The organism is Micromonospora wenchangensis (assembly GCF_002210435.1).
In the GTDB taxonomy this organism is placed as follows: Bacteria; Actinomycetota; Actinomycetes; order Mycobacteriales; family Micromonosporaceae; genus Micromonospora; species Micromonospora wenchangensis.
The window spans coordinates 30,972-46,242 of record NZ_MZMV01000053.1 but is presented as its reverse complement, the minus strand read 5'-3'; the positions used below and the strand labels follow the sequence as shown (position 1 = coordinate 46,242).

5 protein-coding genes are annotated in these 15,271 nt (G+C 74.5%); all 5 read right to left on the bottom strand.

Going from position 1 to position 15,271, the window contains the following annotated elements:
• Positions 1–5,463 (bottom strand): non-ribosomal peptide synthetase/MFS transporter (locus B5D80_RS25120; RefSeq protein WP_088646415.1); only part of this gene is annotated, 5,463 nt, incomplete at its 3' end.
• Complete coding sequence (locus B5D80_RS25115) at positions 5,460–8,585, bottom strand: non-ribosomal peptide synthetase (protein WP_088646414.1); 3,126 nt, start codon at positions 8,583–8,585, stop codon at positions 5,460–5,462. The genes B5D80_RS25120 and B5D80_RS25115, both read right to left, overlap by 4 nt.
• Complete coding sequence (locus B5D80_RS25110; RefSeq protein WP_088646413.1) at positions 8,582–8,770, bottom strand: MbtH family protein; 189 nt, start codon at positions 8,768–8,770, stop codon at positions 8,582–8,584. Before B5D80_RS25110 ends, B5D80_RS25115 begins: the two co-directional genes overlap by 4 nt.
• Positions 8,770–9,723, bottom strand: coding sequence for a TauD/TfdA family dioxygenase (locus tag B5D80_RS25105; protein ID WP_088646412.1), 954 nt, complete (start codon positions 9,721–9,723; stop codon positions 8,770–8,772). Before B5D80_RS25105 ends, B5D80_RS25110 begins: the two co-directional genes overlap by 1 nt.
• A 25-nt stretch (positions 9,724–9,748) precedes the next feature.
• Positions 9,749–15,223, bottom strand: a complete 5,475-nt coding sequence (locus tag B5D80_RS25100) for a type I polyketide synthase (RefSeq protein WP_088646411.1) — start codon at positions 15,221–15,223, stop codon at positions 9,749–9,751.
• Positions 15,224–15,271 lie beyond the last annotated feature (48 nt).

Below are 15,271 nucleotides of genomic sequence, written 5' to 3'. Positions count from 1 at the left end.
CCGCTGCCGCTCCTGCGCCCCGATCAGGTCGTCGGGGAGCGAGTCGGGCACCTCGATGTCGAACCGGCGCAGCATCCGGATCGCGAACCCGCCGAGCGTGATCAGCACCAGGGCCAGCCCGAAGCAGACGTACGCGAAGCCGATGCCCCGGCCCGGACCGGTGCCGATCACCGCGCCCACCGAACCGGCGAGCGCCCCGCCGTCGGCGAGCATCGGCTCGAACAGCGCGGTCGCGCCCGGGGCGAGCAGCGCGAACCCGATCGGCAGGGTCGACCAGGAGATCGTCTGGTTCAGGCTGAACACCCGGCCGTGGAACCGCTGCGGCACCTTCACCTGGACGATCGTGGCGTAGATCGACTGGGCGGTGGTCATCGCCATGGCCAGCCAGAACGCCCCGAAGGCGATCATGACGACGGAGGCGTCCAGGCCGATCAGCACACAGCCGACGGCGGTGCCCAGGTTGCCGATCAGCACCCCGATCATCCGCCGCTGCCGGGGCCCGCCCCACAGCGACATCAGCACCCCGCCGGTCACCGCGCCGATCGCCTCGGCCAGCGCCACCTGCGCCACCTGGGTGGCGGTGCCGAACGACAGCACCAGCGGGGTGGTGAGCACCAGCGCCGGGGCCAGGAAGATGTTGCCCAGCGCGAAGTAGCCGAGCATCAGCCGGAAACCCTTGTGCCGCCACGAGTAGCGCAGGCCGTTGGCGATCGCCACCAGCAGCCGTTCCCGGGGCCGCCAGCCGAGCAGGTCGGGGAAGCGGACCACGGCCAGCGTCAGCACCGCCACCAGGTAGCTCGCCACGTCGATCAGCAGGATGCCCTTGAGGCCGATCGCGGCGAGCAGACCGGCCGCGAAGACCGGCATCAGCAGCATCGCGAAACCGCTGGAGAGCTGGGTGATGCCCATCGCGTGCCCCAGGTAGCGCTTCGGCACCAGCTGCGGCACCGCCGACTGGAAGGCGATCCGCTGGAACGACCCGGCCACCTGGCTCAACGCCACCAGCCCGTAGATGTGCCACAGGGCGAGGTTGTCGGTCCAGAGCAGGGCGGCCAGGACGAGCTGGATGGAGCCGGACACGCAGCTCGCGATCATCATGATCCGCCGCCTGCTGACCCGGTCGGTGAGCGCGCCGGCCACCGGCAGCATCAGCACCCCGCAGATCAGCGCCAACGCCCACAGCAGGCCCAGGTCGGCCACCGACCCGGTCCGGGTGAACAGCCAGATCGGCAGGGCGAACGCGGTCAACGCCGAGCCGGTGGTGGAGACGAGTTGCCCGGCGGTGACCGCGACGAACCGGGCCATGCTCGGCTTCACCACCGGCGGGGCCGGCCGGTCGGCGGCACCGATGCGCTGGTGGTCGGCGACCACCCAGCCGGCGTCCTCACCCCGGGCCGCCGGGCCGAGCGCCGAGACGTCCCCGGCCCGCACGGCCGGGTGCACCTGGGTGACGATCTCGGCCAGCTCCTCGGCCCGGTACTTGAGGAAGAAGTGGCCGGCCTGGTCGAGCACCACCAGGCCGAGGGTGTCGCTGAGGAACTGCCACTCCGCGTACCGCTCGGTGTGGTAGTCGGTCACCGGGTCCTCGGAGCCGACCACCGAGACGATCGGCGCACGCAGCTTCGCCGCGCCCCGGTCGAGCAGCCCGGTGAAGTACTCCTCCGACGCGCGGGAGTCGGCCCGCATGTTGCTGATAATCCGGTCGGCCTGCTCCGGCTCCAGCTCGTCGGTGTCCACCCCCATGCTCTTGAGCCAGCTCGCGTAGTGCCGGTTGCTGCTCAACTGCTCCAGCCGGTTGCGCAACGCCGCGAACGCGCCCTTCGGCCGGGCGAACGGGAACATCGCCCCGATGTAGACGACCTCCAGCTCCCGCCCGGCGGCTTCCACCTTGCGGGCCACCTCGGCGATGATCGCGCTGCCCACCCCGCAGTGGCCGTAGAGGGCCAGCGGGCCCTCGATCCGCTCCACGATCTCGGCGGCCACCCGGCTGGTCAGCTCGTCGAACGGCAGGGCGTCCTCGGTCAGCCCGACGTCGTGGCCGGGGATGGCCAGCGACCACAGCGCGTGCCCGGCGGGCAGCGCGTCGGCCAGCGGCTGGTAGACGATGGCGCTGCCGCCGCCGTACGGGACACAGACGTAGCTGAGCACCCGCCTGCCGGCCGGGATCGGCTTGGTCAGCTCGTAGAGCAGCCGACGCGGGCCGGCCGCCTCGGCGTCCCCGGTCATGAACGCGGCCAGCTCCCGGATGGTGCGCTGCTGGAACAGGTCCATCACGCCGACCGCCCGGCCGCCGTGCTCGGCCCGGCGGATCTTCGCCACCACCTGCGTGGCGAGCATCGAGTGCCCGCCCAGGTCGAAGAAGTCGTCGTCGATGCCGAGCGTCGGCACGCCCAGCACCTCCGACCAGATCCCGGCGAGCAGCCGCTCGGTGTCGTCGCGCGGCTCCACCAGGGCCACCGACGCCTCACGGGTGACCACCGGCGCGGGCAGCGCCCGACGGTCGAGCTTGCCGTTCGGGGTCAACGGCAACGCGTCCAGGGTGACGAACGCCGCCGGCACCATGTACTCCGGCAGGGTCTCCTTCAGCGCCGCCTTCAACGCGGCGTGCTCGGCGACGCCCACCAGGTAGGCGGTGAGCCGCTTGTCGCCGGGGCTGTCCTCGCGGACGATCACCGCCGCCTCGGCCACCCCGGGCTGCTCGCGCAGGGCGCTCTCGATCTCGCCCAGCTCGATGCGCAGGCCGCGCAGCTTGACCTGGTGGTCGATCCGGCCCAGGAACTCGATCACCCCGGCCGGGTCGGCCCCGGCCGTCGGCCCCGCCGGGTCGGGCACCCAGCGGGCCAGGTCACCGGTGCGGTACAACCGGGCACCCGGCTCGCCGGAGAACGGGTCCGGCACGAACCGTTCGGCGGTCAGCGCCGGCCGCAGGTGGTAGCCACGGGCCAGCCCCACCCCGCCGATGTGCAGCTCACCGGCCACCCCGACCGGGCACTCCCGGCCGGCCGGGTCGAGCACGTGCAGCCGCAGGTTGGCGATCGGCCCACCGATCGGCACGCCGGTCAACCCGGCCAGCAGCGCCGGGTCGCAGTGCCAGGCGCTGACGTCGATCGCGGCCTCGGTCGGGCCGTACAGGTTGTGCAGCTCGCAGTGCGGCAGCCGGGCGGTGAAGTCGACCGCCGAGGCCAGCGGCAGCTCCTCGCCGGAGCAGATCACCCGCCGCAGCGCGGTGGCCGCCTCCACCCCCTCCTCGGCCAGGAACACCGTCAGCATCGACGGCACGAAGTGGGCGGTGGTGACCCGCTCGGCCACCAGCACGTCGCGCAGGTAGCCGGCGTCCTTGTGGCCGCCGGGCCTGGCCAGCACCAGCCGGGCGCCGGTGCGCAGCGGCCAGAAGAACTCCCACACCGACACGTCGAAGCTGGCCGGGGTCTTCTGCAACACCGCGTCGTCGGCGTCGAGCCGGTAGGTCTTCTGCATCCAGTCGAGCCGGTTGACGATGCCCCGGTGGGTGTTCGGCACCCCCTTCGGGCGGCCCGTCGACCCCGACGTGTAGATCACGTACGCCAGGTGTTCCGGGCCGGCCAGCGGCGTCGGGTCGGTCTGCGGCTGGTCGGCCCAGAGGGTCGGGTCGTCCAGGGCCAGCACCGTCGCGTCGACGGTGGGCAGCACGTCACGCAACTGCTCCTGCACCAGCACCACCGGCGCTGCCGCGTCGGTCAGCATGAAGGCCAACCGGTCGGCCGGGTACTCCGGGTCCAGCGGCAGGTACGCCCCGCCGGCCTTGAGCACCCCGAGCAGGCCGGCGACCAGCTCCACGGAGCGTTCCGCGCAGACCCCGACCAGGGTCTCCGGGCCGACGCCGGCCGCCCGCAGCCGGTGCGCCACCCGGTTCGCCGCCGCGTTGAGCTGCGCGTACGTCGTCGAGACGCCCTCGATGGTGACCGCCACCGCGTCCGGGGTGGCGGCCGCCGCCGCCTCGATCGGGCCGTGCAGCGTCTCCGCGGTCGGGAAGTCGGCGGTGGTGTCGTTCCAGGACGCCAGCAGCGCCCGCTCCCCGGCGGGAAGCAGGTCCAGCGCCGAGACCGCCACGTCCGGGGTGGCCGCCACCGCCCGCAGCAGGGCGCACCAGCGGTCGGCCATCCGGGTCACCGTGTCCCGGTCGAACAGGTCGGTGTTGAACACCAGCTTGCCCCAGAGCCCGTCGACGGTCTCCACGGCGTGCAGCTCGAAGTCGAACCGGGTGGCCCGCAGCTCCATCGGGGTCCAGTCGAACGTCACGTCGGTGGCGTCGGAGACCCCGGTGAACCGGCCCATCTCGTAGTTCTGCAACACGAACATCGCCTGGAACACCGGCGAGCGGCTGACGTCGCGGGGCAGGCCCAGCTCGTGGACCACCTTCGCGAACGGCACCTCGGCGTGCTCGAAGCCGTCCAGCACGCTGCGCCTGGTGCGTTCCAGCAGCTCGGTGAAGGTCGGGTCACCGGCCAGCTCGGCGCGCAACGGCAGCATGTTGATGAACATGCCGACGACGTTCTCCAGCTCCGGGGCGGACCGGCCGGCCACCGACGCGCCGACCGCGAAGTCCTCCTGGCCGGCGTGCCGGGCCAGGAACACCTGGTACGCGGCGAGCAGCGTCATGAACAGGGTGCCGCCGGACTCCCGGGTCAGCGCCGTCAGCCGTCCCGTCTCCGCCGGGTCGAGCCGGAACTCGACGAAGTCGCCCCGGTAGGTCTGGGTGGCCGGGCGGGGCCGGTCCAGCGGCAGCTCCAGCGGGGTGATCCCGGCCAGCCGGGACTTCCACCAGTCCAGGTGCGACCGGGCCGCCGGGCCGCCCAGCTCCCGGGCCTCCCAGACGGCGAAGTCGCCGTACTGCACCGGCAGGGTGGGCAGCTCGCCGCCCCGGTAGGCGGTGATCAGGTCGCGCAGCAGCACGTCGACCGACCAGCCGTCACCGACGATGTGGTGCTTGCTGAGGAACAGCACGTGGTCGTCGGATGCCAGCCGGATCAGCAGCGCCCGCAGCAGCGGCCCGGCCGCCAGGTCGAACGGCGCGAGCGAGGCGGCCTCCACCAGTTCCTGCGCGGCCCGCTCGTCCGGGGCGTCGACCACGGTCAACGGCACCTCGACCGCGTCGGCGATCACCACGGTCGGCTTGCCGTCGGCGTCGGCGGGGAACCGGCTGCGCAGCGACTCGTGCCGGGCGGTCAGCGCGGCCAGGGCGGCGCGCAGCGCCGTGACGTCGAGCGGGCCACGCACCCGCAACGGCACCGCGATGTGGTACGCCGCCTCGCCCGGAGCGAGCTGGTCCATGAACCAGACCCGCTCCTGGGCGTACGACAGCGGCACCTCGACGTCGTCGGGCCGTGGCGTGATGCGGGCGGCGGGGGTGGCCTGCCGTCGGCGCAACCGTTGGGCGATCAACGCCGCCCGGGCGGCCTCCCGGGAATCCTTCAGGTCCGTCATGCGGGGGTGTCCTTCTCCGCCGCCAGCAACGCGGCGACCTCGGTCTCGGAAAGGTCGTCCAGTTCGGCGGCGATCTGCGCCTCGATCTGGGCGGCCAGGTCGGCCACCACGGGGCTGCCGAACAGCGCCCGCATCGGCAGGTCGACGTCCACCTCGGCCCGGATCCGGGCCATCGCCCGCATGCCGCGCAGCGAGTTGCCGCCGAGGGCGAAGAAGTCGTCGAGCGCGCCGACCTTCTCCACCTGCAGGATGTCGGCGTACACCTCGGCGACCAGGGTCTCGGCGTCGGTGCGGGGCGGGACGTAGCCGTCGCCGGCCACGGACTCCGGCGGGGCGGGCAGCGCGGCCCGGTCCAGCTTGCCGTTCGGGGTCAACGGCAACGCGTCGAGCCGGACGAACGCGGCAGGCACCAGGTGCGCCGGCAGCTCACGGGCCAGCTCGGCGGCGAGGTGCGCCTCCTCGGCGGTGCCGACGTGGTAGCCGACCAGGGTCGGCTCCCCCGAGTCGGTGCGTACGGCCACCGCCGCCTGGTGCACCTCGGGGTGCTCCCGCATCGCCGCCTCGATCTCGCCCAGCTCGATCCGCATCCCCCGCACCTTGACCTGGTCGTCGCGTCGGCCCAGGTAGTCGAGGGTGCCGTCGGCCCGCCACCGGGCCAGGTCGCCGGTGCGGTACATCCGCTGCCCCGGCGGGCCGTACGGGCAGGGCAGGAACCGCTCGGCGGTCAGGCCGGGCCGGCCCAGGTAGCCCCGGGCGAGCTGGTCACCGGCGACGTACAGCTCGCCGACCACCCCCGGCGGGACCGGCTGGAACGCGGCGTCGAGCAGGTACACCCGGCTGGTGGCGGTGGGCCGGCCGATCGGCACCGGGCCGGCGGGCACCGGCTGCCCGGGGGCGAGCCGGGCGGCGACACAGCCGACGGTGGCCTCGGTCGGGCCGTACTCGTTGACCACCGCCACGTCCGGATGCGCGGCCCGCCAGTCGGCGAGCTGCTCCCCGGTGAGCGCCTCGCCGCCGATCACCAGGTCGGTGGTGGGCGACAGGGCCTCCTCCAGCAGCGGCAGGTGGCTCGGGGTGACCTTGAGGAAGGTCGGCCGCCCACCCACCCGGGCCGCCGGGGAGTCGATCCCGGCCAGCCGCACGGTGCCCCCGGCGGTGAGCGGGCCGAGCAGCCCGGTGACCGTCAGGTCGAACGAGACAGGCGAGTGCAGCAGGGCGGTGCCGGCCAGCCCCGGGTAGACGTCCCGGGCCCAGGCCAGGTACGCGACGATCGCCCGGTGCTCCACCACCACGCCCTTGGGGCGGCCGGTCGAGCCGGAGGTGTAGAGCACGTATCCGGGGTGCTCCGGGCGCAACGGGGCGACCCGGTCGGCGTCGGTGAGGTCCACCCCGTCGGCGTCGTCGGCGGGCCGGGCGGCACCGTCGACCAGCAGCGCGTCGGCCGGCACCAGGGCGGCGGTCTCCGTCACGGCCAGCACCAGCGCCGGCGCGGCGTCGGTGAGCAGGTAGCCGATCCGGCCCGCCGGGTAGCCGGTGTCCACCGGCACGTACGCCGCCCCCGCCTTGAGCACGGCGAGGATCGCCACCAGCAGCTCCGGGCCGCGCGGCAGGGCCAGCGCCACCCGGGTCTCCGGGCCGACGCCCCGCCCCACCAGCACCCGGGCCAGCCGGTTCGCGGCGGCGTTGAGCTGCGCGTACGTCAACGTGACGTCCTCGCAGACCAGGGCGGTGGCGTCCGGGGTGGCCGCCACCTGCCGCTGTACCTCGTCGACCACGGTGGCCGACGGGCCGGCCGCGGCCGTCCCGGCCCACCCGCCGAGCACCAGGTCCCGTTCGGCGTCGGCGAGCAACGGCAGCGCGGAGACCGGCTGCCCCGGGTCGGCCACGGCCGCGTCGAGCAGCCGGACGTAGCGGGCCACGACCGCCTCGGCGGTGGACCTGTCGAACAGGTCGGTCCGGTAGACCAGCCGGCTCTCGCCGGTGGTGATGTCGAACGCCAGGTCGTCCTTGGTGGTGCCCAGCTCCACCGGGTCCAGCCCCGAGTCGGGGATGAAGTTCAGCGCGGTCTGGAAGATCGGCTGCACCGACGGGTCACGCTCCGGGGCGACCGCCTCGACGATCGCCTGGAACGGGGTCTGCCCGTGCTCCAGGGCGTCGACCAGCCCGTCGCGGACCCGGCCGAGCAGATCGGTGAAGCGCGGGTCGCCGCCGATGTCGCAGCGCAGCGCCACCGGATTGACGAACATGCCGATCAGCGGGGTCAGCTCGGCGGTCTCCCGGCCGGCGGTGGAGACCCCGACCACCACGTCGGTGTCGCCGGAGATCCGCGACAGCAGCGCCGCGAAACCGGCAAGCAGCACCATGTACGGCGTCGCCGCCGACCCGGCCGCCAGCCGGGTGATCCGGTCGAGCAGCCCGGCGGGCAGGTCGAAGCGCACCTCGTCACCGGCGAAGCCGAGCTGCGCGGGGCGGGGCCGGTCCAGCGGCAGGCCGGTGGCCTTCGGAGCGCCAGCCAGGTGACCGGTCCAGAAGGCGAGCTGCCGGTCCCGCTCCGCGCCGGTGAGCTGGTCGCGCTGCCACACCGCGAAGTCGGCGTACTGGATGGGCAGCTCCGGCACGGCGGCCGGCGCGCCGGTCGACGCGGCCCGCGCGAACGCGGCGATCTCGGCGCCGAACAGCACCGCCGAGTGGCTGTCGAAGACGGCGTGGTGCACCACCAGCAGCAGCGTCCACCCGTCGTCGAAGCGGATCAGCCGGGCCCGCCACAGCGGCGGTGTATCCAACGGGATCGGGGTCCGGGCCAGCTCGGCGCGCAGCGCGTCGGACCGCCGCAGGCGCTCCGGATCGGGCAACCCGCGCAGGTCGTCGACGGGCAGCCGGGGCGGCTCGTGCTCCCGGACCACCTGCACCAGGGTGCCGTCGTCGACCCGCAGGTGGGTGCGCAGCGCCTCGTGCCGGGCGACGACCTGGCCGAACACCTCGGTCGCCGCCTCGGCGTCCAGGTCGGCGGGCAGCCGGCACGGCACGGACACGTTGTAGACCGGGGATGACGGGTCGAGCTGGTTGGCGATCCAGACCCGTTCCTGGGCGAACGAGGCGGGGAAGGTCCACTCGCGGGTCATGCCGTCTGCTCCCGTACCGAACGCGGGCGCATGTCGGTCCAGACCTCGTCCACGTGGGCCAGGCACTCCTCGCGGCTGCCGGTGAAGCCCGCGTCGTGCCAGCCGGCGGGCAGGTCGCGGTCGGCCGCCCAGATCGAGTACTGCTCCTCGTCGTTGCGCACGACCAGGAATCGGGTGTCGGCCATCAGTTCGCTCCAGCGGTGTCGGGGGTGTGCGGTTCGGCCATCGCGACGGCGATCTTGCGGGGTCCGGTGAACGGCTCCCGTCCGTGCGCGGCGGTCATGTTGTCGACCACCAGCACGTCGTCGCGCCGGTAGTCGAAGCGGACGCTGGCGGCCCGGTACGCGGCCCGCAGGTGGTCCATCACGTCGGCGGGGATCTCGCCGCCGTCGCCGTAGTAGGTGTTCGCCGGCAGACCCTCGGGGCCGAACATCGCCAGCAGCCCCTCCTGGTAGTCCTTCGGCAGGGTGCTCAGGTGGAAGAAGGTGGCGTGGTTGAACCAGCGCGGGGTGTCCGAGCCGGGCCGGTGGTGCACCACGTCGCGCACCGCCCGGGTGCGCAGCCCGTCCCTACCCACCCATTCCAGCTCGATCCGGTTCGCCGCCGCGTACGCCTGCACCTGCGCCCGGTCGTCCGTGCCGAAGACGTCCTGCCAGCGGGTGCCGAAGTCGGCGTGGAAGTTGCGCACCAGCAGCCAGCGCCGCCTGACGAACTCCTCGCGGACCGCCGGGTCGATCTCGGCGTACACCCGGCGCACGTCGGCCAGCGGGGTCGCGCCGAGGGTCTGCGGCGCGGTCAGGCAGTAGAAGAACAGCGTCAGCGGCCAGCGCGCCTGGTACGAGTTCTCGTTGTGCAGGAAGATCTCCTCGTCCGGCGGGTAGTCGGTCGAGGTGTAGACCTTCCCCTTGATGGCGTGCCGGGGCGAGGACCGCTCGGTGTAGGTGAGCGGCTCGCCGGAGAACGCCCGCACCACCGCGTCGAAGCCGTCCACCCCGCCCACGTCGAAGCCGCGGAACAGCAGCCCGCCGTGCGCGACGAGGGTGGCGCGCAACTCGGCCCGGCGGCGGTCGATCAGCTCGGTCAGGGCGGTGCCGTCGTTCTCGACGACGACCGGCAGCGTGGCGATCGTGTCGCTCATTGCGTGGTCTCCTGTTTTCTCGACGTCAGGCGCGGGGTAGCCGCGGGATGGCGGGGATGGGGGCCGGCGCGGCCGGTTCGTCGGCGGCGGCGGCCCGCAGCTGGGTGATGCGCTCGGCCAGGCCGGCCACGGTGGGGGTCTCGAAGAGGCTGCGCATCGGCAGCCGGACCCCGGTCGCCTTGCGCATCGCGGCGATCAGCTGCACCGCGACCAACGAGTTGCCGCCGAGGGCGAAGAAGTCGTCGTCCACCCCGACCTCGGCCACCCCCAGCCCGTCCCGCCACACCCCGGCGATGGTGACCTCCAGCTCGGTACGCGGGGCCGCCGAGCCGCCACCGGTCGCCGTCGCGGCGGCGGTCGACGGCTCCGGGTCCTGCTCCAGGCTGTCGGTGGTGACCCGGGAGGCCCGCCGCCGGATGTCCGCCACCGTCCGGGTGGCGATCACCACCTGCGGGCCGAGGCCGGCGGTGAGGCTACGCCGGAACGCCTCCGCCCCGTCGACCGGGCGGATGTCCTCGGTGAGCGCCCCGGCAGCCGGTTCGGCCGGGGCCGCGTCGGAGGTGCCGGTCAACCCGCCGGTGACCGCGCCCTGGTCGACCCGGCGCAGCACGAAGTCGCCGATCGCGACGAGTTCCCGCCCCTGCGGGTCGGTCAGCGACAGGTCGGCGGCGACCACCTCGTCGGTGGCGCTGGCCCGGTGCCGCAGGTGGCTGTGGAACACCGCAGGCAGCGGCCCGCGCACCACGATCCGCCCGTACGACAGCGGCAGGTAGGTGCCGTCGCCCTGGCCCCGGCCGAACGCGGTGGCCACGTCCAGCAGCGCCGGGTGCAGGCCCCACGCCGGCAGGTCGGCCCGGACCGGCTCCGGGGCCTCGATGCGGGCCAGTTCCTCGCCGTCGCCGAGCCGGTGCTCGGCCAGCGACGCCCAGCGCGGGCCGAAGGTCAGCATGCTGGTGCGGCCCCGACCGAACGAGGCGTCGTCGTCGACCCGCCGGCCGTCGACCACCGGCACCCGGGCCGGCGGGGCGGCCTCCACGGTCCAGCCGGCCGAGCCGCGCACGTGGGTGCGGAGCTGGCCGGCGGCCAGGCTGCGGACGGCGAAGTCGACGCCGTCCTCGGCGGCGGTCAGCTCGACCCGGTACTGGGCGACGGTGCCCTGCGGCACCGCGAACGGCTCCAGGAACACCACGTCGCGCAGCTCCACCGCGGCCTGGGGCGCGGGGCCGGGCACGGCAGCGGTCACCGCCGCCCGCACCGACTCCAGGTGGGCGGTGCCGGGCACCACCGGCACCCCGCCGATGCGGTGCTCGTCGAGCAGCCAGTGGGTGTCGGCGGAGACCAGGCCGTGCAGCACCGTCGACTCCGGGCCGACCACCTTCGTGGTGAGCACCGGGTGCTCCACCGGCGTGGTGACGGTGTCCCGGCCGGCGGCCCGGAACGCGGCGGGCGCGGCGGTCTCCACCGCCATGCCGACCTCCGCCCAGCCACCCCAGTTCTGCGACAGCACCGGGGCCCGGAAACCCGCGCCGGAACGGGCGAACGCGTCGAGGAAGGCGTTCGCCGCGCAGTAGTCGACCTGACCGAAGCCGCCGATCACCGACGTGATCGACGAGCACAGCGCCACGAAGTCCAGCGGCAGGTCACCGAAGACCTCGGCCAGGGCGAGGGTGCCGGTGAGCTTCGGGGCGAGCACCCGTTCGGCCTCGGCCCGCTCCTTCACCTCGGCCATCCCGCCGCCGGGCAGGCCGGCGGCGTGCACGATGCCGTCCAGCCCGCCGAACTCGGCCTCCACGGTGGCCCGGACCCGGCGCAGGTCGGCCGGGTCGGTGACGTCGGCGGCGAGCACCAGCACCGTCGCGCCGGCCGCCTCCATCCGACGGATCGCCGCGATGGCCCGGCCGGCCCGGTCCGCGCCGCCGTGCACCGCCAGGTAGTCGTCCCACCGCTCGCGCGGCGGCAGCCCGGAGCGGGCCAGCAGCGCCAGCTTCGCTCCGGCCCGCCGGGCGAAGTCCTCGGCGAGGGTGACGCCGATGCCGCCCAGGCCACCGGTGACCAGGTACCGGCCGCCGTCGCGCAGCGCCCCCGACCCGGTCTCGGCGGCGACGGTGACCTGCTCGTAGCCGGTCACCCAGCGGCGGGTGCCGCGCAGCGTCACCTCGGCCCGCTCCGGGTCGACCGGGCGGCGCAGTTCGGCGGCGAGCGCGTCGACCCCGTCGCCGGACGGGTCGGCGTCGACCAGCCGGACGGCCAGGCCGGGCAGTTCGGCCGGCAGCACCCGGGCCAGGCCGGCGAGGGTGGCGTGCTCGGGGCGGACCAGGTCGGCACCCGTGACGTCGCCGACGCCCGCGGTGACCAGGTCGAGGGTGAGCGGCCGCTCCTCGGCGGTCGCCCCCGCCCCGGCGAGCGCCTGCACCAGGTGCAGGGCGTCGAAGAAGCCGCGCTGCTGGGCGTCCCAGGCGGCGGTCGCGTCGAGGCCGGCCGGCGTGCCGTCCAGGGCGAAGGCGTGCACCAGCCGGTCCGGCACCCCGCCCGCGGTCAACGCCGCGACCAGCGCGTCGTGGTCCTCCCGGTGGCCGGGGCGCAGCCGGTACCCGTCGTCGGTCGCCGCGAACGCCGTGCCGGGGCGTACCACGACCGGGTCGTCGCCGGCGGCCCGCAGCGCGTCGACCAGCGCCTCGGCGCGCGGACCGGCGGCGAGCACCAGGCAGCGGCCGCCGGGCACGGTCGCCGGGTCGGCGGCGGCCTGCCGCCACACCGGCACCGCGAACCACCGTTGCAGCGGCTGCGGGCCGGCGTCGACCGGGGCGTCGGGCACCGCGGCCACCGGGTCCGGATCGGCCCAGTAGCGCAGCCGCTCGAACGGGTACGTCGGCAGCGGCACCCGCCGGGCGGCCGGGTCGGCGTCGAGCCGCACCCCGGTCCCGGCGCACCACAGGGCGGCGGCGCTGGTGAGCAGGGTGGCCAGGTCGCCGGTGGGCTCACCCGGTCCGGGCAGGCTGCCCAGCGGGGTCAGTGCCCGCTGCGCCGGGGAGCCCTTGGCGACCTGCATCCGGGCCAGGTTGGCCAACTGCCGGCCCGGACCGCACTCCAGCAGCGCCCAGGTGCCCGCGCCGAGCAGGGTCGCCACGCAGTCACCGAACCGCACCGGTTGGCGCAGGTGCGCCGCCCAGTACGCCGGGTCGGTGGCCTGTTCGGCGGTGATCCAGGTGCCCGTCACGTTGGACAGGAACGGGATGGTCGGGGCGTGCAGCGGCACCGTCGCCATCAGCGCGGTGAACTCGGCCAGGATCGGGTCCATCATCGGCGAGTGGAACGCGTGCGAGGTGCGCAGCGGCTTGCTCTTCTTGCCGCCGAGGCTGTCGGCGAACGCGGCGACGGCCTCGCTCTCGCCGGCCACCACGCAGGTGCCGGGCCCGTTGACGGTGGCGATGGACAGCCCCTCGGGCAGCCGGGCGGCGACCTGCGTCTCGTCGAGCGACACGGCCAGCATCGCCCCCGCCGGCAGCGACTGCATCAGCCGGCCCCGGGCGGCGACCACGCGCAGCGCGTCGGGCAGGGTCAGCACCCCGGCGACGGTGGCGGCGACGTACTCGCCGATCGAGTGGCCGATCATCGCCGCCGGGCGTACGCCGGCCCGCTGCCAGTGCAGCGCCAGGGCGTACTCGACGACGAACAGGGCCGGCTGGGTGTAGCGGGTCTCGGTGAGCTTCTCCGCCGCCTGCGGGTCCCGGCCCAGGATCAGGTCCCGCAGGTCCAGGCCCAGCTCGGGCCGGAGCAGCGCGGCGCACTCGTCGACGGTGGCGGCGAAGGCCGGCTCCTCGGCGTAGAGCTGCGCGCCCATCCCGGCGTACTGGGCGCCCTGGCCGGAGAAGAGGAACGCGGTGCGCGGCGCGGCGGCGTCGACCACCCCGGACTGACGGCGGCGCGGGGTGCGCAGCGCGGTCACCGCCTCGGCCAGGTCGGTGGCGACCACGGCCACCCGGTGCGGGTACTCCTGCCGGCCCACCCGCAGCGTGTGCGCCACGTCGGCGAGCAGTTCCGGCCCGCCGTCGGTGGCGGCCGCCAGGTGGTCGGCGAGCCGGGTGACGGCGCTGTCCAGCGCCGACGCGGTCTTCGCCGACACCGTCAGCAGGTGCGCCGGGCGGACCCGCCGGTCCGCGCGGTCGGCGGCCGGGGCCTCCTCGAGCACCACGTGCGCGTTGGTGCCGCCGATGCCGAACGAGCTGACCCCGGCCCGGCGCGGCCCGCCGTCGGTGTCCCACTTGGTCAGGGTGTTCGCCACGTAGAACGGGGTGTCGGCGAAGTCGATGCCCGGGTTGGGGGTCTCGTAGTTGATCGTCGGGGGGATCAGCCCGTGCTCCATCGCCAGCACCGTCTTGATCACGCTGACGATGCCGGACGGCTGGCTCAGGTGCCCGATGTTGGACTTCACCGAGCCGATGCCGCACCAGCCCCGCTCGTCGGTGTCCCGGGTGAACACCGCCGACAGGGCGGCCACCTCGATCGGGTCGCCCAGTGCGGTGCCGGTGCCGTGCGCCTCGACGTAGCTGATGCTGCGCGGGTCGATCCCGGCCATCCCTACCGCCTGGGCGATCGCCTCGACCTGCCCGTCGACGCTGGGGGCGGTGAAGCCGACCTTCCCCGCGCCGTCGTTGTTGATCGCGTTGCCCAGCACCACCGCGCGGATCGTGTCGCCGTCGGCGACCGCGTCGGACAGCCGCTTGAGCAGGGTCACGCCGACGCCGCTGCCCCAGACCGTGCCGTTGGCCCCGGCGTCGAACGGCCGGCACCTGCCGTCGGGCGAGGTGAAGCCGTCCATGCCCAGGTAGCCGACGTGCGGCAGCTCCACGTTGACCCCGCCGGCCAACGCCATGTCGCACTCGTGGTTGCGCAGCGCCTCGCAGGCCAGGTGGAAGGCGACGAGCGAGGTGGAGCAGGCGGTGTGCACGGTCAGGCTCGGCCCGCGCAGGTCCAGCCGGTACGACACGTTGGTCGCCACGTAGTTGGGCGAGTTGCCGGTGGCCAGCGACACCGCGCCGTGCGGGTTGCCGCCGACGCGCTTGTTGCGCAGCACGTACCGGTGCAGGTAGGTGTTGCCGCCGGTGCCGGCGTACACGCCGACCGCCCCGGGGTAGCGGGCCGGGTCGTAGCCGGCGTCCTGCAACGCCGTGTAGCAGCTCTCCAGGAACAGCCGGTGCTGCGGGTCGGTCATCTCGGCCTCGCGGCTGGTCATCCCGAACAGCCCGGCGTCGAAGGTGTCGTACCCGTCGATCAGCGGGGCCCGGTTCACCCAGCCCGGGTCGTCGACCTCCTCGGCGGTCGCGCCCCGGGCGAGCTGCTCGTCACGGCTCAGCTCGGTGACCGACTCGACGCCGTCGACCAGGTTGCGCCAGAACTCGTCGACGTCGGCGGCGCCGGGCAGCCGGGCGGCGAGCCCGACGATGGCGATGGGTTCGATGCCGTCGTCGGTGGGCGGCGCGGTGGCGATCTCGTTCTGCATCGGGGTTGTCCTTTGTCGCGAGGTGCCGCCCGCGGGCGGTGGGGAGGG